We start from the raw sequence: 23,697 nt of genomic DNA on the forward strand, positions 1-23,697 counted from the left end.
TTTTAATAAAGCCAGTCTTCATAACAAAGATTTTAAGATTATTGTTTCATATATAAAAATTTATTAATTTATCAAATTGAAAAAAGGGGGATAAAAATGAATAATGAAATTTCACCAGATTTACAAAAGAGTTTAAATAAACTGATTAAAAAATATTCAAAAAGTTTTACAGATAAAGTTTATGGGAAAGAAAATAATGATTTGGATCCAATTATGGAGTTGTTTAATATCACCCCAGAAATAAAAAGAGAAAATCGTCAATATTGGGGAAGAGAATTAGGAATGTTTTGGCAATTATTTGTTATTGAGATATTTAAAAATAGTGTCCCTAATTTGTATAAGCCTGCTAAAAGATATGGTGCTGATGAACCTTATGATTTAATAGTTGGCAAGTACGCAATTGATACAAAATATAGAGTAGGTTCTGGAGATTCTGGCACATTGAAGAAGTTTAAACAGTATGGGAAAATGCTAATCGATCTTGGATTTGAACCAGTATTTTTAATGGTCAGAGATGATAATTTACCTTCAGCTATGACAGCTATACATAGCGGCGGATGGAAAACCTATACTTCCGAAGAAACATTTAAGTTTATAAAAGAAATTACTGGGATAAATGTCTTAGAACTTTTAAAAAATTATGAAGATGAATTTTGGATTCATAGATAGCACTTGTTATAATCAGACTTATAATTTTAAAAATCTTATATAGATATTTCAACCAGATATGTGTTTTTAACATGTTGATTTGCAATAATTATTGCGACACTTAGCTTAATAAATTTAATTCATGTATAAAACATTCAAATGGTGTATCAAACTCTAGACATTTTCTCGGTCTAGAGTTTATTTTATAAATAGCATCTATTAAATCTTCCTCTTCGATTTTAGCTAAATCAGTTTTCTTAGGAAAAAATTCTCTAAGTAAACCATTGCTATTTTCGTTAGTTTCCCTTTTCCAAGCACTATATGGATCATCAAAATAAAAGTTTATATTTAATTCACTTTCTATATCTTCATAACAAGCAAATTCTTTACCTCTATCTGATGTAAACTTCTTGAATGCTCCTTGTGGCAATTCTTTTGTTAAAGTGTATATAGCATCTAACATAGAATCTTTACTGCGATCTGGCATTTTTATTGCAAAATGTGCACGAGTCTTCATTTATGCAAATGTCGCTAAGCATCCTTTACTTTTAACTCTAGATGAGACTACTGTATCAAGCCCCTAATGACCAAATTCCACACGTTTTTTTACAACTTTGGGTCTTTTATAAATAGATGTTCCTATATTAAATTTACCTCTTGTTTCTTTAGCTTTTAAAGATTTTCCTTTTATCTTTAAAACTTTAACAGATATATCCAAAAGCCCTTTATATATCCAATTATAGATTATTTTAAAGCTTAATTCATCTCTGAAATATCTGCCCACTATTTGTTCAGGGGACCAGGTGGCCTCTAGCTTTTCTTTGATAAATTCTTTTAAATCGTCAGTAAATTTTGACTTTATACCTTTATTTTTAGAATTAATAGAGTAGTCAAGATCAGCCTCTTTTGCATCGTATTTGTCCTTACATCTTTTTAGCTCTCTACTAATTGATGAATGATGATAACCTAATATTTTGCTATCTTTCTGGCTGAGTAACCTTCATTATTTAAAACCTCTATTTTACTTCTACAATCCATGGTAATATATTTATGACTCATAACAATCTCCTTCATGTCTATGTTTTGTGGTAATTACATTTTACATGAATTGATTTTGTTATGGGTTTTTATTTTATGTTAGTGTCGCATTTGATTTTACAATCTATAATTTAGTGTATCTATATTAATTTTTTCATTTAATGTAATATGTTTATAGCTCATATTAACCCACACGTGTGCTATCGTGCCTATTAATAGCTTTCATAAAGTTGGTTTAAGTTTTTTATTTATGTCTCAGATACTCTATTCCATAATCCTTATTCTTTCTTCAGCTATTTTGACGTAGTCAGGATTTATTTCAATGCCTATCCATTCTAAACCTAGCTTTTTTGCAGCTACAGCTGTTGTCCCGGACCCTAAAAAAGGATCTATGACTATGTTATTTTTATGAATGGGAATACTCATTGAAATTAATTTCTCAATTAATTGTAAAGGTTTTATTGTAATATGTGTATTTGTATTATTCTTTGAATCTCTTTTAATGTTTTCAATAATGTTTGATTGGAACCCATTTATTTCTTCACTTTCAGTTTTTAATAATCCGACATCATATAGAGTTAAAGTATTAATGTAGTTATTAATTAAAGGTTTTTGAATAACCGTTATTGCTTCCCACTCATTTCTTAACGCACTGTGCCAACCCCTCCAAATTTCAGGATTTTTAGCCCCCATTTTTTCCAATTTTTTTTCAGCGTTCAATCCTTTTGGGATACCGCTTTGTCTACGCCAAACAATAGTATCTCTAGCGTAAAATCCTTCATCTTCAAATGCAACTTGTATATGAGCGGATGTTCTCGTGCTGTTAAAAACCATAACATATGCGCCAGGCTTTAAAATCCTATAAAGTTCTTTAGCCCAAGTTTTAACCCATTCTCTATATTCTAAAATATTTTTTCTGTTTTTTTCATACCATCTTTTATTTCTAACTCCACCAGATAGACCACTTCCATAAGGTATATTTTTAACAAGTGTTGATGAGGTTTTAGAGTTGACTTTTTCCATCCTTCTTTCTATTTCGTATTGATTCCAGTCTTTTCCTATAAATTCGTAGTTATATGGCGGATCAGTTATGCATCCAGCAATTGATTCGTCCGGTAATTTTTTTAAAACATTTAAACAATTACCTGTTATAATTTTATTTTTGAAATTATCTATTTCCATACAAATATCTCCTTAATATTAATCCAAATCATTGGAAATTTTTTGCTACTATTTTTTATATTTTATCGATTCTTTTCGACTATTATGTCCTCACTAATTTTTAATTCATTCCAAATCCAATTTTCTATTGCACCAGATACTGATGTATGTTTCTCTTTAGCATATGTCTTTATTTTATCATGAGCTTTTTGAGTAATAGTTATAGTGACCCTTTTTTTATTTTTATTATACATAAAACACCCTCCTTAATACTTACTTAATGTTTACTTAATACTTACTTAATACATACTTTATAGGTATATAATACCATTTTAACGGAAAATAGTAAACAATTTTTGCTTGTATGGTTCTTGATAACTCAAGTTAAATATATGTCATCAAGATAGTTTTATTCAATATACAAAGTAATTTCAAATTATTAAATTGATTTTATGAAATAATCGTGAATACATAATTACAAGTTCAACATAAGTAAACTTATATACAGATCTTATTATATTTAATAAGATGATAACTAATATGAGAAAAAGAAATAATATGGATACTAATACAGGGAAGACTTATGGTATTCATTATAAATATGCCTAATGGAATATTAAGATTGGACGAGGCTTTTATATTAACATTTTAAAAAAGGTAAATGATACATAATTTAATTTGAAACAAAAAAAGACCATGAGCATTTAGCTCACAGCCTTTTATCTTGCCACCTAAAGACTCCCTGATTAAGATTTTTTAAAATCCCTAATTTAACGAGCCTTAAAGCCATTTTTTTTAGCATGGGATAAGCTATTTCATAATTGGATTTATATCCGTCATCAAAGGTCAAAATGCAAAATTTGTCAGGAAGACTTCCATTATTATTTACATAATTATAAATATCTTCAAAGGAAACTGTTTCAATCTTGTTGGTTTTTAAAAATTTTAAAATATTTTCAAACCTTTCCTTTGTAATTATATAATCATTTGAAGGTTTTTCGTCTATATGGTGAAGTTCAAAAATATAAAAAGATTTTTCTTCTATTTTATTTTGCCCATATTGGGGATAACTTACCTTATCTATATATCTTCCGAAATCTTTTCTATTTCCATTAATCCTCTCAACCATCATCTTTTCTAAAGCATTTCTGAAATGAGATGGATCATAAAAAAATCTGGGTCATATTCATAGTTTGTTCCTGTAAAATCCCAAAAAGGAGTTATGGCAGATAATTTATTATAATAAGTTTAAAATTCTTTTTTATCATACCTTTTATTTTCCTCATCATACATGGGACAAAGGATAAAAGTTATTTCTACATTTCTTTTTCTACATAGATCTTTTATATGGCTAATAGAAGAAAGGGCCTCATCCATATGAGACATTTCCACATGAAAATAGGCCTTGTTAAAACCGTAATTATTTTTGTAAGTTTCAATATTTCCAATATATTCTATATCTCTTTGGCTCTTGTCATAAGAACCGTCAATATTAAAAACATCAAAGCTCTCCTGAACATAAGATTTTTTCTTGGAATTTTTTATCTTTTCAATTCTATTTAAAGGAGATTCAAAAAGATACTTGCCATAAAAATTAAACTTGCTTTCTCCAGAAACATAAGGATTCATATAATAATTTAGAGAATTTCTTTCCTCATTAAATTTTGTAGCTGATGATATTGTCAGGGGCATAATTATTGACTTGACATTATAGTTTTTTAATAAATATTCCACATTTTTTCCGCCACAAAAAGATCTGCCCCATAGGAAAATAAATTAAAATAATCCTTACCCGTATATTCTTTTAAAGTTTTTATTGGAATAGAAGAAGCCCCACTCGCTCCAACTATAAAATTTTGGTAATTTTTATCCTTAATATATTCTATCTTCGCAGTTCTAGGGTTTTGTGTAAAATCATAAGTATACCACTTGAAGAATTTATCCCCGAAAACATTAAAAGGATCTGTATAAATATTTAAAAATGCAATAAAACCAGCAATAATAAAAAATACTGTTAAAAAAATAATATTAAATCTTTTTTCTTTCATATTTTCACCTAATAATTCCTATATATAAAATCAACAGCGGTAAAATTACTTGAAAAAATACCGAAATACAACACATAGGTTAATGCTAAAAATATAAATACAAATTGCCAATAAGGTCTAAATTCAAGTATTTTTTCTTTTACATCTATATTTTTTCTTCGCTATATGAAATAATAAAAAGAATTAAGACAGAAACAAATAGAATCAAATAATCTGACGCTTTTAAGCCAATTTGTCCAAATCTGAAATTCCTATCCGTAAAAGTTTTTTTAAGCATAAAAATAGCTTGAGATAAATTCTCAGACCTTGTAAAGTATCTGCCAATAAAAACAAGTAGACTTGTCCTTATAATTTGAAAAAGCTTAAGTGCTTTACTCGTCGGTGAAATTCCAAAACTATCCTTTCTTTAATAATAAACATATATCATTAACGGAAGCATCAAAAAAGAAGGGGGTTTGACTTGCAATTTTATCCTCATGGCTTAAGCCAAGAGTATTTCCCAGCCATTCCATAAGATCAACAATCATAAAGTGACTAATGACAACTCCCTTGGGTTCCCCTGTAGTTCCTGAAGTAAAAAGTACATAGCAAGGATCTATATCAATTATTTTTCTTCTGAAATTTATCAGTTTATTTTCGTCTATTTCATAATTTTTTTCAAAATCAAAAGATAATGCTGAATCTGTAAAAATGTTTTTGTGATGATAAATACCAAGCTTAGAATTCAAAGTATTTTTTATAGATAAAATTCTATCATAAGGCATTTCACAATCAATCGGCACATAAAAATTTCCTGAATATAAAATAGCAAAAAAACATATTATTGTTTCTAAATCTCTAGAAGTTTCAACCATAATCGGTTCATTTTCATAAGAAAAATTTTCTCTTATAAAAAATCCAAAGCTCCTAGCCTTATGTCTAAGTTCTCTGAACGTAATCTTTTTTTCTTTATCTACAATAGCTATTTTATCTGGAAATTTTTTGCAAATCTCATCCAATTGATCAATTAAAATCATTTTACACCTCAAAATAAATTTTAACATTTACCTTTTTAATTTGCAAGAAAAGGGATTTGCTAGCAATTTAATAAATTTTTGCTCCATTTAAAATATATCTTTTATAGATTTACTCCCCAACAGATATTATAGAACTATTATAGACCCATAAAAAAAGAGTTGCTACAAAAATCTATAGCAACTCTTTTAAGATTATAAATTAATTTTAATTAACTAATTTCAGCTTTTAATGCTTTTTCTTTCTTAATAAGTTCTGTTAACTTTGGAACTACTGCATTTAAGTTTCCAACTACACCAAGGTCTGCAACTTCAAACATTGGAGCGTCAGTATCTTTATTAATAGCAATAATTAAATCAGATTCTTCCATACCAGCTAAATGTTGGATAGCTCCTGAAATACCAATTGCGAAATAAAGTTCTGGTCTAACTGTCTTACCAGTTTGTCCAACTTGTCTGTCCTTAGTTATCCAGCCTGAGTCAACAGCAGCTCTTGATGAAGAAACTTCAGCTTCTAAAACTTCAGCTAATTCTTCAAGTGGCTTGAATCCTTCTGGTCCACCAAGTCCACGTCCACCAGAAACTAAGATATTAGCTTCAGTAATATCTTTCTTCTTGCTTTCGTGTTTCAATACGTCAACAATCTTAACGTTCATATCTTCAGCAGTAAATTCAAGTTTTTCTTCAATAACTTCACCAGTTCTTGAAGTATCACTATCCATAGCTTGCATTACGCCAGGTCTAACTGTTGCCATTTGTGGTCTGAAGTTTTCGCAAACGATAGTTGCCATTAAGTTACCACCAAAAGCAGGTCTTGTCATAAGAAGTAAATTTGATTCATCTTCAATGTCAAGTTTTGTACAGTCAGCAGTAAGTCCTGTATGGATTCTTGCTGCCATTCTTGGAGCTAAGTCTCTTCCTATTGAAGAAGCACCAAAAAGTACTATTTCTGGTTCATATTTTTTGATAATATGGAAAACTGATTTTGCATATGGTTCAGTTACATATTCTTTTAACATTGGATCTTCAATAACTATAACCTTGTCAGCTCCGTGATGAATCAATAAATCGCTATGTCCTTTTACCTTTTCGCCAATAAGCATAGCAACTACTTGTTCATTTAATCTGTCAGCTAGTTCTCTAGCTTTTCCTAAAAGTTCAATACCAACTTTTTCAAGCTTATTATCTCTTTGTTCTATAAATACATAAATATCTTTACTCATTTCAAGCCTCCATTAGATTATATACTTTTCTTGAAGTTTAGCTACTATTGCTTGAGCTGCTTCATCTGCAGTTAAATCTGTAAGAAGAACTCCCTTTCCCTTACCTTGTTTAGGGAAGGATTTCTTTACTCTTGTAGGAGAACCCTTTAATCCAACATTTGAAAGGTCAAGTTTATCTTCAATATCTTTTAATCCCCACATTGGAATTTCAACTTTATATGCATCAAAAATTTTGCCAACGCTCATATATCTTGGTTCTGCAAGTTCAGCAATTGCAGTGATTAAGCATGGGAATTTAACATCTATTACATGATATCTATCTTCGAATTGTCTTTGAACACGAACACCAGATTTATCTTCTAAAAGTTCAAGTCCTTCAACATAAGAAACTTGTTTGATTCCAATGTGTTCAGCAATTTGTGGTCCAACTTGTGCAGTATCACCATCAATTGCTTGACGTCCTGTAATGATAATATCATAATCTAAATGTTCAAGAGCACCTGTAATAGTACAAGATGTAGCCCAAGTATCAGCACCACCAAAAGCTCTATCAGATACAAGAATTGCATCGTCAGCTCCCATTGCAAGAGCTTCTCTTAAAGCAACATCAGCTTGTGGAGGTCCCATTGAAAGAACTGTTACATGAACATTATCAGGATCAGCATCTTTTAATCTTAAAGCACATTCAAGACCTGACTTATCATCAGGGTTAATAATACTTGGAACTCCTTCTCTAATTAATGTATTAGTTACAGGATCAAGTCTAACTTCGTTAGTATCCGGAACTTGTTTCATACAAACAACTATTTTTAACATCTCAAAGCCTCCTATTACTTAACGCCCATCCAGTTAGAGACAACCATTCTCATAACTTCAGATGTACCTTCATAAATTTCAGTAATCTTAGCGTCTCTCATCATTCTTTCAATTGGATAATCTCTTGTGTATCCATATCCACCGAATAATTGAAGACATCTTCTAGTTACATCACTTGCATTTTCAGCTGCAAATAATTTTGCCATAGCTGCTTGATGCATATATTCTTCTCCATTGCCTTTTGTGCTAGCAGCTCTATAAACTAATAATTGTGCTGCATCAGTTTTTGTTTGCATATCAGCAAGTTGGAATTGAGTATTTTGGAATTGAGAAATTCTCTTACCAAATTGTTTTCTTTCTTTAACATATTTAACAGTTTCATCAATAGCGCCTTCTGCAATACCTAAAGCTTGAGAAGCAATACCAATTCTACCACCGTCAAGAGTCTTAAGAGCTAATGTATAACCCTTTCCTTCTCTTCCAAGTAAGTTTTCTTTTGGAATTCTGCAATCTTCAAAAATAAGTTCGCAAGTAGAAGAACCTCTAATTCCCATCTTATCTTCTGGTTCACCAACAGAGAATCCTGGAGTTCCTTTTTCAACTATGAAAGCTGAAATTCCTTTGTATCCTTTTGTTTTATCAGTAACAGCAATTACTACGAATACATCAGCGAATCCACCGTTAGTAATAAATATTTTTGAACCGTTTAATACATATTCATCTCCGTCAAGAACTGCAGTAGTTTTTTGACCTGAGGCATCAGTACCAGCACCTGGTTCAGTTAAACCGAAAGCACCGATTTTACGTCCTGATAATAAATCAGGTAAGTATTTTTTCTTTTGTTCTTCATTTCCATTTTCGAAAATGGGAGCACAACACAATGAAGTATGTGCTGAAACAATTACGCCTGTTGTTGCACATTTCTTTGAAAGTTCTTCAACAGCCATTGAGTAAGCTAAGTAGTCAGCCCCTTGTCCACCGTATTCTTTTGGAAATGGTATTCCGAAGAATCCATATCTAGCTAATTTTTTAACGTTTTCCATTGGAACTTCTTCAGTTGCATCAACATCTGCTGCAACAGGATCTACTTCATTTTCAGCAAATGCACGGTACATTTGTTGTAAAAGTAGATGTTCTTTGTCCATTCTAAAATCCATTTATAATCCCCCTAACTTTGATTATATAAAGAGTGTTATATTATTAACATAACGCACACAAATTATTATATCATTTTGGCAAATATTTTCAAGCCTTGAATAAGCTTAACAACAATCTTACTATTTTTATTTGAAATTTCAATATTTTATACGAAACGTTATTATTAATGTCATGAAAAATTGATTGAGTAATAATTCTTAATTTGAAATACTTTATTACTTAGATAAATCTCTACAAAAATATAAATTTTATAAAAATTGAACTTAAAGTAAAAAATTATGCACAAAAAATGGAGGTCTAAACCTCCAAATTAATTTAAATTATTGAACTAATAAAATATTAAATATCTGCCTTTACAACTAAAACTGATGCTCTAGATTGGTTGATTACTTTATTAGAAACTGAACCTAAAAGAGTTCTTGAGAAAGCTCCAAGACCTCTATTACCCATAACGATAAGATCGACTTCTTTTTCATCACTAAACTTGCAGATTTGAGCTGCAGGATTTCCTGATGTGTAGAAAGTTTCTACCTTATTAGGAAAATCTTTAAGATCTTTTTCGGCTTCTTTTAAAATATGTTGTGCTCTTTCAGTATTAGCTTTATCAACTTCAAGTGCATAAGCAAAATTAGTTGGATATTGTTCAAAAATACTTGTTTCTGGAATAACTGTAAGTATAATTAATTCAGCTTGTAATTTTTCACCTAAACTACTAGCTTCTTTAAGTGATGCCTTAGATGATTTGGAACCATCAATTGGTACTAATATTTTCATAAAATCACTCCTTTTATTATATTCTACATTAATTATAACATAGCTTATATGACTTTATCAAAGCATTATAAGCTCAAATTAAAATACTTAAAATATAATGTTTCTAATCACCAATAAATTCTTCTTCAACTTCAACTTTTTTTCTATATTCTTCTAACCTATCCTTATACAATGTTGCATATGAAATTTCTATATAAGGATTTAAAAATATAAGTCCTATACTTAAAGTAAAAAAGCAGAGTATATACCAACCTATAAAGGATAGACCCAAAAGAAAAATATTAAACTTATAATTATCAGTTAATTTTTTACTCATATTTATAGCTTCATTAAATGGCATATCTGGATTATCTGCAAGGATATATCCTACAAAAAAGTATTGGTAATATTTGTAAATTCCAGGCAAAATTAATAGCAAAGACCACAGAAAAATAAATACATCCTTAAGAAGGATTTTACCACAGACTTTTAAATAATTTTCATTACCAAAAAAGTAAAAAAGTTTATTAATTACAAGGTCCTCTTCTGGATTTCTAAGTCCTTCAACTAAAGCCTTATTTTTCCCAACTAATACAGGATTAACAATAAATATTCTTCCAAAAATTTGAATACATAAAATTATATAAAATATGATGGGGCTTACTATTAGAAATAAATTTAAGCTCAAACATTTGCCAAGAAGACCTAAAGACTTAAATTCATTGTTACCTTGACTTGTATCAACTGATTCCCCGCTCATATCAACATAATAACCATAATCATGCCTCTTACTATAATTATATCCAGCTCCTCCTGTTCCTACAGATATCTTTGACTTATCAATGAACTTAAGATCTCTATAATTATTATAATTTTCCATATAATCTGATGGTGTTTTTAAATTTAAACCCAAATTTATTGGTTTGTTACTTTCAAAGTCGCCAAAGAAAATCGAAATTACAGTAAAAATAAGTAATAAAATAATGGCACTTTTAAAATGCTTCTTATAGTAAGTTTTCGCTTCTCTTTTTATGTCGCCTATATCAAACATACGAATTCCCCCTTAAATTTATATTCAAATTATACCCTAATTTTATATTTGATATATAAGAAAATTACAATTAAAAATATAATTTACTATAAATTTTGCTATAATTATAGTAAATTATATTAGGAGTTAAACATTTGAAGAAAAAAGACAAAAAGAAGAAGAAAATCATGTTAGCCTTAATCTTATTATTAATCATTCCAATCATATATAGCTTAAATACTAAAAATCCAAAAGGCACAAATGTTTCAGGAGAATTTAAAAAAACTCAAGCTGATTTCATTTATGACCTGACCTATACAAAAGACCAAAAGAGAATTCATGAAATTAATATTAATAAAGAAGAAATTGAAATAATAAAAAATGCAAAAAAATTTTTGCTGATAGATTTCTTTTTATATAATGATGAATATGACAAAAAATTATCTGCTTATCCAGCTCAAGTTGAGCAAATGACAAATTTATTAATAGAAAAGAAAAAAGAAAATCCTCATATGCCCATACTTTTTGTAACAGATCCCATCAACAATTTTTACGGAGCCTACGAGCAAAAATATCTGAAAAAATTGAAAGAAAACGGGATAGAACTTGTAATTACAGACCTAAACAAAATGAGGGATTCAAACCCCATAATTTCTGGACCATACAGGGCATATATAAAATACTTAGGCACAGGAGGCAAAACTTATATAAATAATTTTTTCAAAAAAGATGGTCCTAAAATTAATATAAGGGCAATACTTAAACTTTTAAACTTCAAAGCAAACCACAGAAAAATCCTAGTTTCAGAAAATAAAGCCCTTGTAGCATCAGCAAACCCACATGATCCTTCCGCTTTCCATTCAAACGTAGCCTGTATATTTACAGGAAAAGCGATTGAGGATCTAATAAAATCAGAAAGTATATTTTTTGATAAAATGCCTGATACAATAAAAAATTATAAGGCAGTCGATATTAAAAATTCAAATGAAGAGCTTAGAATAATAAGTGAAGGTGAAATTTTTAATGCCCTATACAAAAACATTAATGAAACTAAAGCAAAAGATCAAATTAAAATTGGCATATTTTACCTATCTGAATTTAGAATTTTGAAAGCTTTAGGTCAAGCCTCCGATAGGGGTGTTGATGTTAAAATCATAGCAGACCTAAATAAAGATGCCTTCGGAATAAAGAAAAACGGATGCCCAAACAGACCCGCTTTAAGTGAGCTAAAAAAAGAACATCCAAAAATTAATATCAAATGGTATAAAACTACAGGCGAACAGTTCCACACAAAAATTGCATATTTCTCCTATAAAGATAAAGAGCCGAGGCTAATATTGGGATCAGCAAATTTCACAAGAAGAAATCTTGATAACTTCAATTTAGAAACAGATGTTGATATAAAAATGAACAAAAACTCAGCTTTAATTTCAAAATTTGAAAATTATTATGATAGAATTTGGAATAATATTGGTGGAGAATATACACAAGACTTTGAAAGTGGCTTAGATAAAAATATATTTTTAAGATTTATTTGGAAAGTTCAGGAAAAAACAGGAACTTGCACTTGGTAAGAAATTAATTAAATACTATATAAAAATAAGGGACTTTTTTATGATAGTCCCTTATTTTATGTCATAAAATATTTTCTTATATAAAAAGACTTGACAAAATCTCTTTATAAGAGCTTATTTAAAACCACGAAAAAAAGAAGGGATAAAAATCCCTTCCTTTAATATTTAATATCCAATTCTCAAAACTATCTTATTTCCAAACTTCTTCATTACTTGTTGAAGTAACTTTTTGAGATACGTGAGCATTTGAAGCATCTAGAATTTGATAATATGCCCAGTGTGAAGAAGATATATCAGAATAGTTCTTTAAGTTAGCAGAAGATACATTTTTAAATGAGTTAGAAGTTGTATATCTGTTGAATACTGCATTTAATACTGTAACAGCTTCTGCTCTTGTAAGAGTTTTATTTGGTTTGAATGTTCCATCTGGGTAACCTTCAACAGCTTTGTTTCCAAAAACTTTATCTATTGCATCACTTGCCCAGTGTCCTTTAACATCTTTAAAATTAGCAGAACCGGCATAACCAGCTTTTAGATATCCGGAAATCATTTGAGCAAATTCAGCTCTTGTGATATCAGCATCAGGTTTGAAAGTTCCATCACTATATCCACTTAAAAGGCCCTTACCAGCAATATAATTTACAGCAGGTGAATACCATTTGTTATTAGCATCTGCAAACTTAGTTGTAGAAGAAGTTCCAAAACTTGTTCCGCCATTTAATAATGTAGCAAACATTTGAGCAGCTTCTGCTCTTGTTACGTTATTTGATGGTTTGAAAGTTCCATCAGGATATCCCTTAATATAAGAAACTCTTGCATAAGTTTGACCGCTTAGGCTTGTATCAGTAACTTTATAAGTAGTTTCTGAATCATATTTTGAAGATTCTGAAGCTATAACTTTTATAGTTTCGCCAAGACTTAATTTTCTATCTAAATAACAAGAAAATTCGCCGTCACCATTAGCAGTAGTTGTCCCAATTTTTTTGCCGTTAGCATCTTCAACTCTTATGCTTGCAAAGCTTCCTGCCTTACCTTTTATAAACATTGTGCCAGCTTCAGCTTGACTTACACTAGGAACAGTTGCATATCTTCCATCTTTGTAGCCATCTACATAATAATATAAACTTTCAGAAGTTGGAACGCTTCTATTGAAGTAAATAGTGAAATATCCATCAGAATCAACTGTAGCTGAGCCTAAATAATATTTGGAACTTCTGTAATATCTATTATAGTATCCATAATAATCATAGTAACCATCACTATAATATCCGTCATAATAATAGTCATCTGAGTAAACAGAAACTGTTCTACCTTTTTCATTTGGTAAATATCCCTTTACATAAGATGTTGTTCTAGATACGCTTGTTGGATAAACTCTATAATCATAATATTTTTTATCGTATGAGCCTGGCCAATAGTAATTGTTGTAGTCACAAGTTCCTTTTACATATGCTTTTTCACTTGTTGTGTAAAGAAGTTTTTCTGCAAGTAAATATCCACTCTTGCCACATCTATAATCCTTACCATACCAATAATAGTCATTTATATAAACTCTTTCATTGTTGGAGTTTTTGTAATAATATCCATAAGTTGAATCATAATATACATAATGTCCCTTATAATATCCATCATAATATCCATCATAGTAATAATTATAATATTCAGTTCCTACATAAAATTCAAAATATCCATTTGCATAAGTTTTTCCATTAGCAACAAAGACTCCATCATTTGTATAGAAACTTACAATGACATCAGGAACCGCAACTCCATCAGCTTTTACATAACCTGATACATAACCATTAGAAGATACTTTTTGTTCAGAAATTGCTAGAGTAGAAGCTATGGGTAGAGTTGCTTCTTCTAGTTTCTTTTGAGCAGCAGTTAAGGTATTTTTTGCATCTGTTAAACTAGCTACACTTGCGCCTGGTTCATCTTTAGCTGTTTTTGCATCCTTTAAAGCTTGGTCAAATGCAGTTACATACTCAGCCTTACCTTTAGTATATTTTTCATTTGACTTAAAAGTTGTAGCATCATCTATAGCTTTTTTTAATTCTTTTTTAGCTTTATCTAATGCATCTTTATTATCTTTTTCTTTTTTTATTTCATCTTTTAAGTTTTTTAAAGTACTATTTAGTTTATTTGCAACTCTATTTGCATCATCAACGCTTGCTGTTGGAGGTTTTTCTCCTAAAGCATCCTTTACATTTTCTGCTGCATGTATATCTCCTTCTAAATCTTTTTTTTCTTTAGATAGTTCTGACTTTTTGTAATCGTCAGTATTTTGATAATCTTTAGCATCATTTATAGCTTTATTCAATGCTTCCTTTGCTTTTTCTAATTCATCTCCAGTACTTGGATCTGTTGGAGCTTCAGCAGGGTCAGAAACTGGCAATCCATTTAATTCTTGGCTAATTTCAATGCCATTATTTTCAGTTCCAGTGTCTTCTTCAGCTAGTGCTGTAAGTGGAATCGATACTGTCATAAGTAAAGCAAGTGTCGATGCCATGAAACGTTTTCTATAAGTTTTCATAAAAATTCCTCCTTAAATATTCGGTTTTCATTCTCCGTATTTCTATTATACCCTAAAAGTAATAAAAATCTAGAATTTTAAGATTTTTTTAAGAGATTTTTAAGATATTTAATCTTTTTGTAACATTAGTTTTTTCTATAATTATTTTTATAAATAAATTTCATCATGCAATTTTTACATTATTAATGAAAACATTAATATTTTGTGAATTTTTTGTAAGTCATGTCTTAATTTTTAAATATATAATTTAAAAATACTTTCAAAAATAGAGTAAATTTTTATCAATATAAATCATCACAAAAATAAGGTTTATTCAAAAAAATAAACCCTAAATTTATCACAATTATATAATTTTTTATTACTACCAAACGCTCAAGAGAAGTACTGAAATATCATCTGTCTGTGTGATATTTGTAAAGGAAAGTAAATTATCTTTCAAAATTGAAAGTTCATCTATGTCATTTTCCAACATTATTTCTTCAGGTCTTTTTAAGCCATAAACCTCTCCTTCAAGATTTCTTGATTCGCTTACTCCATCAGTCATAAATAATATCTTATCTCCAGCGTAAAATTTTGAATTTTCTTCTTTATATTTTGCACTCTTAAAAAATCTTGATATGGGATTTCCTTCAGCGTGAAGATATTCAATTTTTTCTGAAACCTTTAAAGGCAAGGGCAGATGCCCTGCATTAGCATATGTAAAAATACCTTTTTTTATATTGAAAACTCCATAAAAACATGTGAAATAATTTTCAATATCAAGCTTCAAAAGAGAGAATCTATTTGAAATGGCATCAAGGGTCTTAGAGGGCGATAAGAGTATAAAAATTGGAAGAGTTCTTATTAAAGATTTTATAAACATTGTTACCATAGATGCTGCAAAACCATGCCCTACTGAGTCTGAAATATAGACTGCAATATTATCTTCATTTATTTCAAAAACATCAAACATATCGCCTGAAAGCATATTTGAAGGTTTGTAAATATAGTCAATTTTTAAATTTTTTATAAAGCCCTTGTCTGGTAAGACTGTTTTTTGTATTTGTGATGCCGCCATGGTTTCTCTTACCATTGCCCTGTTTCTTTCTATTATTTCTCTTTGAAGTCTTCTTTCCACTGTTACATTTCTAAAAACTTCTACCACTCCGATTATTTGTCCCTTTTGACCTAATACTGGAGAGCATTTTACTGAATAGATTGTATCTTTTATTATCTCTTCTCTTTGGACAACTTCTCCAGTTCTTAAGACACTTCTTGTGATATCAGGGTTGAAGATACTCTCATCAATGTCACAGAGCAAATTTTTTCTATCGTAACCAAGAGTTTTTTCCATTGCTTCATTTACAAATATAACTCTTTCATCGGAATCTAAAACTCTAATGGGATCGGCAATTCCATTTAATACTTGATGGTCAATTTTTTGCGAGTATAAATAATCTTCTTCCATAATATCACCTCCAGCTTTATGATTATATCAAATTATCACTTCTTAACAAAGGGTCTAGGACCATAATATTGAAAATAATAGGTTTTTATTTTGCCGTTGTATAACTTTCTTTTTCTGTCGGCTTTTTTGCCAAAATCTTTTTGAAAAGTTTCTGAGCCTGTAATGGCATATAAAGACCAAGTTGGTATAGTCTTATAGAGTCTTCCCAGTTCTCTATTAAGTTCCGGTGCTTCTTTTACGGCAAGCCTTTCTCCATAGGGAGGGTTTGTGATTAAAACTCCATAATTATCCTCAAGATCTAAATTGCGGATATCTTTTTGGAAGAAATTAATATCTTCATCAAGACCAAGTATGGCTGAATTATTCTTTGCTACTTCTATTGCCTTATAAGATACATCAGATGCATTAATGTTTAGTTTCTTATCATAATCAATTTTTTCATAGCACTTTCTTTTTTCTTCCTTAAATATTTCTTGAGGAATAAAAATAAAATTTTCAAGGTCAAATTTTCTCATAAGTCCAGGGGCTATATTTTTCCCGATCATGGCAGCTTCTATCACTATTGTTCCCGAACCACAAAAAGGATCGGCTAGTGGTCTTTCAGGATTCCAAAAAGAAAGCATAACCATAGATGCGGCTATTGTTTCTGAAATAGGAGCCTTGTAATTAATTTGTCTGTATCCTCTTTTGTGTATGCCATCTCCTGATGTGTCTATAGCTATTGTGGCTATATCATCAAGTAGAGAAACTTCAATTTTTATTCTCTCATTACTTTTAGAAAACCAGTCTTTTTTATATTTATTTTGTAATTTTTTTATTATTGCCTTTTCAGAAATTCTTTGTATATCTGAAAGAGAAAATAATTTTGATTTATGACTTTTGGCAAGAAGAATAAAGTTTGAATCTTCATTTAAAAAATAAGTCCAATCTATATCGTAAACTTTATCAAAAAGTTCTTCAAAACTTAGAGCCTCAAAAGAGGCAACTACCATAAAAATTCTTTCTGCTGTTCTCAGATTCAAATTCAAAGCACAGACATCTTTATATGTTCCTGTTAATTCTATTCTTCCGTCTTGCACTTTTAAATCATTGTATCCCATATCTAAAAGCTCTCTTTTGCATAGGGCTTCTAATCCAAAATTTGTCGTGGCAATTATTTTAAATTTTTCCATAATTCACCTCTTTTTTATTATACTAAATATTGACAAGGCATAATAGTCTTAAATTTTCTTGACAAGAATTATCCCATATTATACTATTAGTTTTAATAATTAAATTTTATAATAATTAGGGTGATAATTATGTCAAGTTATGATAATAGGAAAAGACCTTATAGGAAAAGAAGGCTCAAGAGAAAGTATGTCATCAGAAGAGCTATCTTTGTTTTCTTTGTTTTTATACTTCTTATGTTTATAGTAAAATCTTGTGGCAGAGGTAAGTCAAATGATAATAAAGAAAATAATTTAAACAATAATTCTGTAAATACTTCTTTACCTGCCAAAGAAACTACCAACAATTCTTCCGATAAGTCACAAGAAAATCACGAAGGAAATTTATCTATAGAAAATGAAAATTTACGAATTTCAGATTTAAGTGTAGAATATGGAACTTATTATACAGACTCAGGAATAGAAAAAGAAAAAAGAATTTTATATGTTCTCGATAACAAAAAAGCTGAGGATGATTTGATTAAGCTTTTAAAAACTTCCATAGAAGGTCAAATTCCTGCAAGTTTTGCAAAGGAAGAGTCCTCTGATTCCTATATTAATATTTCTTTAAATCCTAATGATAATCTTTTGATCAAATCAAATGATTTGTTCAAAACTTCTTATGAAGATATTGATGGTTTATATAAATATATTTATCTGGTAGATAAGTCCCTTGGAAGTGATGGAAAAGTTAAAGCTATATTTATTACAAAAAGTAACTTAAAAGATGATATAGAAAAAATTTTAAAAGACAATAACATTGAAGGAAATGAAATGGAAATAGGTCAATAGTAAATAAAAATTTACTATTGATTTTTTTTGCCCTTAATTTGAAGTTGAATAAACTATTAGTTTCACAAAATTTCATATGATCTTTTTAAATAAAATATAGGCGATAAGAATTAAAAGATATTTTCAAAATGTTTATAGTTCCACTCACAAGTTTTAAAATTATTTCTTTCTAAAATCATCTTATAATTAATTATAATTATCTATAAGTAATATTTTTTTGTATAATTTGTATATAATTTAATCCAATCTAATAAAAAAACGCTTGCATTAACATTGCCAATATGTTAAATTTAACTTGTTAGGAAGTTGTTTGTTAATAACTTATTAAAATTTTTTATTTATGGGAGGGATTGATATTAAACACACAACAAATGAAGTTGTTATGGTAAGACCTAAGGGATTTTTCTTTAATGCCCAAACGGCTGTAAATAATGCTTACCAACACAATGATGAAGCCGATCTTAACGAAGTACAAAAAAGAGCGTTGGAAGAATTTAATAATTTAAGTGATGCTCTTAAGGCAAAGGGAGTAAAGGTTAATATCCTTGAAGATACCGCTGAACCTAAAACACCCGATTCCATATTTCCAAATAACTGGTTTTCAACTCATGAGGGTGGAATAATGTGCATATATCCTATGTTTGCAGAAAATCGTCAAATGGAAATTTCTAAATTTAAGGAAAAGGTTGTTAAAATTTGTAAAGACAAGGCTAAGGATGAAGAATTTTTCAAAATTTTTGATTACAGCGAAAATCATGACAAGAATAAATTTTTAGAAGGTACTGGTTCTATTGTTATTGATAGAAAAAATAAGGTGGCATATTGTTCCCTATCTCCACGTGCCGACAAGAATTTATTTGAAGCTTGGTGTAAAGACACAGGTCACGTTGGCGTAGCCTTTGAATCAAGACAAGACGGAAATCTTATATATCATACAAATATAGTAATGGGTATAGGTGAAAAGAAGGCAATCATCTGCCTTGAAGCTGTTGATGAAAAAGATAGACAAAGAGTAAAAGATAAGCTTATCGAAGGTGGCAATGATATTGTCGAACTTACTTTAGAACAAACTAAGGCTTGTGCCGGTAATACTCTTGAGCTTATGGGTTCAGACGGCAAGAGTTTTATAGTTATGAGCAAAATGGCTTACGATAGTCTTGATAAAGATCAAATCAAAAAAATCGAAGAAACTACTGAAATTGTTTGTGTAGACATTTCTACGATTGAATATTACGGTGGAGGTTCTGCACGCTGTATGATTGCAGAAATTTTCTAATTTTTTTAGAATCTTAATTTTTAATTAAAAAATGGTCTTTGACTAAAACGGAGGATTTATATGAAATTTCTTGATATTTTAATTAATTTGGCGAACTGGTTTTGGGGTCCACCAATCCTAATTTTATTAGTTGGTGGCGGTTTATACCTAACCATACGTTTAGGATTTTTCCAATTCAGGTATTTTGGATACATAATAAAACAAACTTTTGGTGGAATGTTTAAAAAATCTGACGGTGAAGGTTCCGTATCCGCTTTTGCCGCAGCCGCAACTGCCCTTGCTTCCTGTATAGGTGGGGCAAATATTGTTGGTGTTCCTGTTGCTATAGCCTTAGGCGGACCTGGTGCTGTATTTTGGATGTGGGTAACCGCTCTTGTTGGTATGGCAACAAAATTTACAGAAATCACTTTAGGTATAAAATATAGAGAAAAGAACGAAAAGGGAGAATTTGTTGGCGGTGCCATGTATTATCTTAAAAATTCACCCCTTCCATTCTTAGGACCATTATTTGCATTCTTCTTGATGATTGAAATTGCACCTTCTATTTCAACTCAAACTCTTACTTTTATACAAAATGTTGAGCTTTTAGGAATCAGTAAATATGTAGGATTAGGAATATTTCTTATTATAGTTGGCGCTATTGTTTTTGGTGGACTTAAAGGTGTTGCAAGATTTTGTGAAATCGCAGTTCCTTTTATGGCAGCTTTTTATATTCTTGGCGGTCTTGTGGTTATCGCTTTTAATTTAAAACACGTTCCCGGAGCTTTCGCTACTATTTTTGCTCACGCATTCTCACCTGCTGCTGCTGTTGGTGGATTCTCAGGAGCTGCCGTTGCACAAGCTATGAGAAATGGTATTGCAAGAGGATGTTATTCTAACGAAGCCGGTATGGGTACTTCAACTATAGCCCATGCAAGTGCTACTGTTGAAATTCCTGCACAACAAGGTTTGTGGGCAGTATTTGAAATTTTTGTTGATACAATTATAGTTTGTACAGTAACTGCAATAGTAGTTTTAGTATCAGGCGTATGGACAGAAATTCCATCTGATTTAGCAGCAACAATGCCTGCTCAAGCTTTCGGAGCAGCCCTAGGCGCAGGGTTCGGTTCTACTATCGTTTCAGTTTGTTTATTACTTTTCGTTATAACAACTGTTGTAGCAATAATCTTCTTCGGAGAAAAACAAGCTGAATTTTTATTCGGTCACACTGCGGCAATAATTTGTCGTTGCGTATATATGGTGTTTATAGTTCTTGGCGTTGTATTTAGTCTAGAAACTGCTTATTCTCTACTTGACTTCTTGTTAGGTATTGTAGTTATTACAAATATGATAGGTGTACTTCTTATGAGCGGACAAGCCGTTGAAATGAAGAATCAATACTTTAAAGACCCCAAGTACTATCCAAAGGCTAATAAATAGTTAGTAGCTGTTTATATAAAATTTTTCTAAACCCCTGAAAAAATCAGGGGTTTAAAATTTATCTTTTTTAAGTTTTATCGGTTAATAAATTTTTTATAAAAAATATCTGTCGGCTTATAATCACCAACAGATATTTAAAATTATTATTTTTATTTAATGAACATATCCTTTACATCAACTTTATCTTTAATCATTTGAGAATTAAACATAAAGTCTGCTGTCTTTTGAAGACCTTCAACATCCTTATCACTAACTTTTGTATCGAAATTATACTGTGGATACATAGTATCATATGCGTTATCATCAAGTTTTAATTCATTTTTTACAAGTTCCTTAGTTTTATCTGGCTGGTCTTTCATAAAAGATAAAACTTGGTCTTGAGCTTTTTCTAGTGCTTCAATAACATCATGATGTTCCTCATAAAATTTTTGGCTTGTAGCAACACAAATTATAGCTTCAATCAAGCCTTCTCCATCACAAACTTTATGAAATCCCGCTTCTTGTGCCTTATAAGCTGCTGGTCCACCTAAAAGACCAACATCTAAAGAACCATTTTCAAGTCCAGCAAGAGCATCAGGAATTGCCATATTTACAAAATTCACATCTTTAAGAGTCATATTTTTTGTATTCAAATATGCAAGTAAAAGTTCATGCAAATTAGTTCCCATCGGTCCTGCTATTGTTTTTCCCTTTAAATCTTGCGGACTTTTTATAGAGTCATCTTTTGAATATAAGCAAAATGCCTTAGGTGCTCTTGAATACATATTGATAATTTTTATATCTGCTCCTCCGGCATAGGCTGAAACTGCTGATGAACCTCCAAGGGCATATAAAATATCTACATCCCCTGATGCTAGAGCTTGAGTTTGGTCAGCACCTGATGTAATTTCAGCATAATTTACCGGAAGGCCTAAATTTTCTTCAAAAAATTTATTTTGCTTTTCCACTATTGATGGCACATTTAAAGGGCTTGTAACATAAGTTACGTTTAGCTTTTCTATACTTAATTTTTTATTTGTGTCCTTAGTTTCTTTTTCTTCTGTCTTAACATTTGCTTGATTTTCACTATTCGCTTCTCCTGCAGACTTTTGTCCACAAGCAGTAAGTAAAAGGAGTGATAAAACAAGAACTAATACTTTCTTCATACTACTTCCTCCTCTAAGTCTCTCAAAATTTCTGAGCGTAATTTAGAAATACCAATTTTTTCCATATAAACTTTGTGGTATTTCTTTTTGATTTTTCCCTGATCCATTATTAAAATGACATCAGCTATATTTATTGCCTCTTCAATGGAATGTGTTACAAATAAGACTCCAAAATTATTAAGCTTATAAAGTCTTATAAGTTCTCTTTGGAGATGTAACCTTGTAAAATAATCGAGAGCAGCGAACGGTTCGTCCATCAAAATAAAACCCGCCTTTGTTGCAAGTGCTCTTGCAAGAGATACCCTTGAGCACATACCCCCACTAAGTTCCTTGGGATAAGCTTTTTTAAAATCTCTTAGTCCTATCATATCAATCAGTTCATCTATATTTTTATTATTGACTTCTTGTTTCTTTAAGCCAAAAATAATATTTTCATAAACATTTAGCCATGCCATCAACCTTGGTTCTTGAAATACATAGGATATATTTAGATTTTCTTTTTTTATAATTCCTTTTTCAATTGGAATTAACCCTTTTATAGCTTTAAGTAAAGTAGTCTTTCCACAACCAGATTTACCCAAAACTACACTTATTTTGTCTGATTCAATATTTAAATTTAAGTCCTTTAAAACTTTCACTTTTCTATCTGTGATTTTAAAGCTTACATTTAGATCAGAAATTTCTATTTCATTCATAAATCTCTCTACCTTTTAAAAGTAATTTGCTCATTTTTTTAAACAAATAATCGCATAAATATCCCAATAATCCTATAATAATAATGCCCACAATGACAACATCTGTCTGTGAAAGCGAGCGAGCAAAATTAATCATATAACCAAGACCTGTTGATGAGGCTATCATTTCAGCTCCGATTATTGCTCTATAGGAATATCCAAGCCCAATTCTCATACCGACTAAAATATCGTTTAAAGCGTATGGAAGCCTTATCTTGAAAAATAATTTTAACTTTGAAAAGTTAAAGGCTTTGCCCACCTCAATAAGTTTTACATCAGTCATTTTAAAACCTTTGTTGATGTTTAGATACATCGGAAAAAATGATGCCAAAATAATTATTATTATCTTTGTTTTTTCACCTATTCCAAACCACAATATTAAAAGTGGTATAAGGGAAAGAGGCGGTACGTTTCTTAAAAATTGAATGAGCCAATCAAAATACTTGTCAAAAGACTTAAAAATTAATGACGCAATAGAAAGGAAAAAAGCTAGAAAAAAAGCAATAAAATAGCCTATAAAAACCCTAGTAAGAGATGTTGATACATGGACAAAAAGTGAGCCATCTTTTAACATCTGAAAAAAACTTTCCCAAATCATAGGAAAGGTCGGCAATAAATAAGTGCTATAGATTCCTATTTTTGTTAAAAAATACCAAAGGAAAATTATAGCAAAAAAGCTTA

22 protein-coding genes and 1 pseudogene are annotated in these 23,697 nt (G+C 30.1%); 5 read left to right on the top strand and 18 right to left on the bottom strand.

The features are described 5' to 3' along the window. Positions 1–96 precede the first annotated feature (96 nt). Complete coding sequence (locus HMPREF9131_RS04940; protein ID WP_009345709.1) at positions 97–669, top strand: restriction endonuclease; 573 nt, start codon at positions 97–99, stop codon at positions 667–669. 100 nt (positions 670–769) lie between these two features. On the opposite strand, the pseudogene HMPREF9131_RS08245 reads toward HMPREF9131_RS04940, so the two are convergent. From HMPREF9131_RS08245 to HMPREF9131_RS05000, 12 genes and pseudogenes are all read right to left on the bottom strand, one after another. Next, a pseudogene (locus HMPREF9131_RS08245) lies at positions 770–1,707 on the bottom strand (IS30 family transposase). A 243-nt stretch (positions 1,708–1,950) separates the two neighbouring features. Then, positions 1,951–2,868, bottom strand: coding sequence for a site-specific DNA-methyltransferase (locus HMPREF9131_RS04955; RefSeq protein ID WP_009345784.1), 918 nt, complete (start codon positions 2,866–2,868; stop codon positions 1,951–1,953). A gap of 62 nt (positions 2,869–2,930) precedes the next feature. Beyond that, positions 2,931–3,101 (bottom strand): DUF6364 family protein, encoded by a 171-nt coding sequence (locus HMPREF9131_RS08375; RefSeq protein ID WP_009345750.1) that lies wholly within the window; start codon positions 3,099–3,101, stop codon positions 2,931–2,933. A 455-nt stretch (positions 3,102–3,556) separates the two neighbouring features. Beyond that, entirely contained in the window at positions 3,557–3,979 is a 423-nt protein-coding gene (locus HMPREF9131_RS08480; RefSeq protein WP_009345756.1) for a polysaccharide deacetylase family protein, read from the bottom strand. A 116-nt stretch (positions 3,980–4,095) separates the two neighbouring features. Further along, on the bottom strand, positions 4,096–4,581 hold the full coding sequence (locus HMPREF9131_RS08485) for a hypothetical protein (RefSeq protein ID WP_009345745.1): 486 nt from the start codon (positions 4,579–4,581) through the stop codon (positions 4,096–4,098). Beyond that, positions 4,566–4,895 carry a hypothetical protein gene (locus HMPREF9131_RS08490; protein WP_009345764.1) on the bottom strand — a complete coding sequence of 110 codons (330 nt, stop codon included), beginning with the start codon at positions 4,893–4,895 and terminating at the stop codon, positions 4,566–4,568. Before HMPREF9131_RS08490 ends, HMPREF9131_RS08485 begins: the two co-directional genes overlap by 16 nt. 395 nt (positions 4,896–5,290) lie before the next feature. Further along, on the bottom strand, positions 5,291–5,911 hold the full coding sequence (locus tag HMPREF9131_RS04975) for an AMP-binding protein (protein ID WP_009345781.1): 621 nt from the start codon (positions 5,909–5,911) through the stop codon (positions 5,291–5,293). A 209-nt stretch (positions 5,912–6,120) separates the two neighbouring features. After that, the gene (locus HMPREF9131_RS04980; RefSeq protein ID WP_009345753.1) at positions 6,121–7,131 is read right to left on the bottom strand and encodes an electron transfer flavoprotein subunit alpha/FixB family protein; all 1,011 of its coding nucleotides are present in this window, start codon (positions 7,129–7,131) and stop codon (positions 6,121–6,123) included. Positions 7,132–7,143: 12 nt separating this feature from the next. After that, a complete protein-coding gene (locus HMPREF9131_RS04985; RefSeq protein WP_009345728.1) occupies positions 7,144–7,947 on the bottom strand; it encodes an electron transfer flavoprotein subunit beta/FixA family protein in 804 nt (267 codons plus the stop codon). A gap of 14 nt (positions 7,948–7,961) precedes the next feature. After that, positions 7,962–9,104 (bottom strand): acyl-CoA dehydrogenase, encoded by a 1,143-nt coding sequence (locus HMPREF9131_RS04990; RefSeq protein ID WP_004826161.1) that lies wholly within the window; start codon positions 9,102–9,104, stop codon positions 7,962–7,964. Positions 9,105–9,444: 340 nt separating this feature from the next. Next, positions 9,445–9,879, bottom strand: a complete 435-nt coding sequence (locus tag HMPREF9131_RS04995; protein ID WP_004826168.1) for a universal stress protein — start codon at positions 9,877–9,879, stop codon at positions 9,445–9,447. Between the two features lie 103 nt (positions 9,880–9,982). Further along, complete coding sequence (locus HMPREF9131_RS05000; protein WP_009345801.1) at positions 9,983–10,909, bottom strand: DUF975 family protein; 927 nt, start codon at positions 10,907–10,909, stop codon at positions 9,983–9,985. A gap of 134 nt (positions 10,910–11,043) precedes the next feature. On the opposite strand from HMPREF9131_RS05000, the gene HMPREF9131_RS05005 reads away from it, so the two are divergent. Further along, complete coding sequence (locus HMPREF9131_RS05005) at positions 11,044–12,462, top strand: phospholipase D family protein (protein ID WP_009345774.1); 1,419 nt, start codon at positions 11,044–11,046, stop codon at positions 12,460–12,462. Positions 12,463–12,652: 190 nt separating this feature from the next. Here the strand turns inward: HMPREF9131_RS05005 and HMPREF9131_RS05010 are convergent, their stop codons facing one another. The 3 genes from HMPREF9131_RS05010 to HMPREF9131_RS05020 all read right to left on the bottom strand — a co-directional run bounded on the left by HMPREF9131_RS05010 (position 12,653) and on the right by HMPREF9131_RS05020 (position 17,614). Further along, on the bottom strand, positions 12,653–14,995 hold the full coding sequence (locus HMPREF9131_RS05010; protein ID WP_009345769.1) for an S-layer homology domain-containing protein: 2,343 nt from the start codon (positions 14,993–14,995) through the stop codon (positions 12,653–12,655). A gap of 361 nt (positions 14,996–15,356) precedes the next feature. Beyond that, positions 15,357–16,442, bottom strand: coding sequence for a SpoIIE family protein phosphatase (locus HMPREF9131_RS05015; protein ID WP_009345802.1), 1,086 nt, complete (start codon positions 16,440–16,442; stop codon positions 15,357–15,359). A 35-nt stretch (positions 16,443–16,477) separates the two neighbouring features. Next, positions 16,478–17,614 (bottom strand): class I SAM-dependent RNA methyltransferase, encoded by a 1,137-nt coding sequence (locus HMPREF9131_RS05020; RefSeq protein ID WP_009345726.1) that lies wholly within the window; start codon positions 17,612–17,614, stop codon positions 16,478–16,480. 129 nt (positions 17,615–17,743) lie between these two features. Between HMPREF9131_RS05020 and HMPREF9131_RS05025 the strand changes: the two genes are divergently transcribed. The 3 genes from HMPREF9131_RS05025 to HMPREF9131_RS05035 all read left to right on the top strand — a co-directional run bounded on the left by HMPREF9131_RS05025 (position 17,744) and on the right by HMPREF9131_RS05035 (position 21,137). Further along, a complete protein-coding gene (locus HMPREF9131_RS05025) occupies positions 17,744–18,442 on the top strand; it encodes a hypothetical protein (protein ID WP_009345763.1) in 699 nt (232 codons plus the stop codon). 382 nt (positions 18,443–18,824) lie between these two features. Further along, positions 18,825–19,718 carry a citrulline utilization hydrolase CtlX gene (gene ctlX / locus HMPREF9131_RS05030; RefSeq protein ID WP_232202588.1) on the top strand — a complete coding sequence of 298 codons (894 nt, stop codon included), beginning with the start codon at positions 18,825–18,827 and terminating at the stop codon, positions 19,716–19,718. 60 nt (positions 19,719–19,778) lie between these two features. Then, positions 19,779–21,137 carry a sodium:alanine symporter family protein gene (locus tag HMPREF9131_RS05035; protein WP_009345765.1) on the top strand — a complete coding sequence of 453 codons (1,359 nt, stop codon included), beginning with the start codon at positions 19,779–19,781 and terminating at the stop codon, positions 21,135–21,137. Positions 21,138–21,286: 149 nt separating this feature from the next. Here the strand turns inward: HMPREF9131_RS05035 and HMPREF9131_RS05040 are convergent, their stop codons facing one another. Genes HMPREF9131_RS05040 through HMPREF9131_RS05050 form a run of 3 tightly spaced genes read right to left on the bottom strand, consistent with a single transcriptional unit; the run spans position 21,287 to position 23,590 of the window. Continuing rightward, on the bottom strand, positions 21,287–22,282 hold the full coding sequence (locus tag HMPREF9131_RS05040; protein WP_009345767.1) for an ABC transporter substrate-binding protein: 996 nt from the start codon (positions 22,280–22,282) through the stop codon (positions 21,287–21,289). Beyond that, positions 22,279–22,977 carry an ABC transporter ATP-binding protein gene (locus tag HMPREF9131_RS05045; RefSeq protein ID WP_009345798.1) on the bottom strand — a complete coding sequence of 233 codons (699 nt, stop codon included), beginning with the start codon at positions 22,975–22,977 and terminating at the stop codon, positions 22,279–22,281. Before HMPREF9131_RS05045 ends, HMPREF9131_RS05040 begins: the two co-directional genes overlap by 4 nt. Continuing rightward, positions 22,970–23,590, bottom strand: a complete 621-nt coding sequence (locus HMPREF9131_RS05050; protein WP_232202589.1) for an ABC transporter permease — start codon at positions 23,588–23,590, stop codon at positions 22,970–22,972. Before HMPREF9131_RS05050 ends, HMPREF9131_RS05045 begins: the two co-directional genes overlap by 8 nt. Positions 23,591–23,697 lie beyond the last annotated feature (107 nt).

This window comes from Peptoniphilus sp. oral taxon 836 str. F0141 (assembly GCF_000179335.1).
Taxonomy (GTDB): Bacteria; Bacillota; Clostridia; order Tissierellales; family Peptoniphilaceae; genus Peptoniphilus_A; species Peptoniphilus_A lacrimalis.